This is a genomic window from Gilliamella sp. HK2, assembly GCF_001690265.1.
Taxonomy (GTDB): domain Bacteria; phylum Pseudomonadota; class Gammaproteobacteria; order Enterobacterales; family Orbaceae; genus Gilliamella; species Gilliamella apicola_C.
The window spans coordinates 1-1718 of the sequence record NZ_LZGV01000075.1 but is presented as its reverse complement, the minus strand read 5'-3'; the positions used below and the strand labels follow the sequence as shown (position 1 = coordinate 1718).

Here is a 1718-nt window from a genome sequence, read left to right as displayed (position 1 = left end):
CATAGGCATTCCGAAATAAAGTAACCCATAGTATAAAATGGTAATAAGATTAAAAAGACGGGGATTAACATTAAAATTATGATCACACTGGGGTTATTTTTTGCCAGATGAATCATCGGGCTAATATGCCCCTCAATACCGTGAAAAGGCATGGGTAAATGGGTGCTTAAGCGTGGTTTGGGCAGGTTTTGCGGACCGTCTTCCATATAACGACGAATAAATTCCCACTCGTCTTTATAATCTTGAGGATTATAAGTGTTTTTACCTACCCCTACGGACTGTGCAACGGGAAAGCCGGTTTTATAAGGGTGAAAGGAGAACACATTAACTAAGTTAGTACCCCCCATATCCGAGCCAGTCTCGCCAAAATTAGAGGGTATAATATGTTCCCATTTAAACACCGCAGTGCCGCCACAATATTTAGGGCGTTGTATATACACTTGCCGTGTTACTCGATTAAACCGCACCCGAATATGGCGAAGCGTAAATAGCTCCAAGCGACAGATATAACGGAAGTAGCGGATACATAGGTAAGAAGAGACTAAAAAAATGATTGCAAAAAATACCATTGCAAATATACCCGAAGCAACATTACCACGCTCATGATGATATAATTTAAGTAAAATATTTAATCCAAAATCTCCACTAGAATAAGGAATAAAAAATATAGCTAAACTAATCCAAGTAATAATCCCCCGAAAATTTTCAAACATTCCCCCTCGTATCTCTAAATAACGATCGTTATAAGCATAATAAGGCCCTATCGGACGTGGATTATTACTGACCGGCTCTTTAGTATAATCTTTGGTGACTTCACTTAACTTCATATCACCGCTAAAATAGCCCATTTTCAATTTTTTGCGAGTTGCAGTTTTAATTGCACTACTTAACCAAAATAAATATTCACCAATATACATTAAAATGTCCCCTGAACTGCTGGATAAAAACGCACTTAGATCCTTGGTTAGCTCATTACATTGATCACGTTTGGCATCTTTACTCAAGCAGACTCGCTCTAACCTTACCAATTAATCTTCTGACTTCCCTTTTATTGGCTTTTCAGCTTGTTTTACTGTTTTTGTTTTTCTTTTTCGGCTGGCTTTTTTCTTGGGTCTTTTAAATTGACCATAATCGATAAGTTCGCCCGTTTCGTCATCAATTACGCCCCACTCTTGGCTACTATCTAAAATGGCCTTTTGTACATCGGGTGGGTAATCCGATAGAGCGGTTTCTTTAGGTAGCGGTTTTCCCGGTTTACCGGCTTGCCTGATCACTTTTGGCCAACGAGGTTGCCAGCATAGGCATTCCGAAATAAAGTAACCCATAGTATAAAATGGTAATAAGATTAAAAAGACGGGGATTAACATTAAAATTATGATCACACTGGGGTTATTTTTTGCCAGATGAATCATCGGGCTAATATGCCCCTCAATACCGTGAAAAGGCATGGGTAAATGGGTGCTTAAGCGTGGTTTGGGCAGGTTTTGCGGACCGTCTTCCATATAACGACGAATAAATTCCCACTCGTCTTTATAATCTTGAGGATTATAAGTGTTTTTACCTACCCCTACGGACTGTGCAACGGGAAAGCCGGTTTTATAAGGGTGAAAGGAGAACACATTAACTAAGTTAGTACCACCCATATCCGAGCCAGTCTCGCCAAAATTAGAGGGTATAATATGTTCCCATTTAAACACCGCAGTGCCGCCACAATATTT

At 39.5% G+C, this 1718-nt stretch carries 2 protein-coding genes; both read right to left on the bottom strand.

Annotated elements, in window-relative coordinates; all coding sequences use genetic code 11:
- On the bottom strand, positions 1 to 1028 hold a 1028-nt coding region (locus tag A9G45_RS07050), incomplete at its 3' end, for a DUF6708 domain-containing protein (RefSeq protein ID WP_176701812.1).
- The coding region (locus A9G45_RS14430; RefSeq protein WP_218057060.1) for a DUF6708 domain-containing protein at positions 1029 to 1718 on the bottom strand (690 nt) is incomplete at its 5' end. It lies immediately after the preceding gene.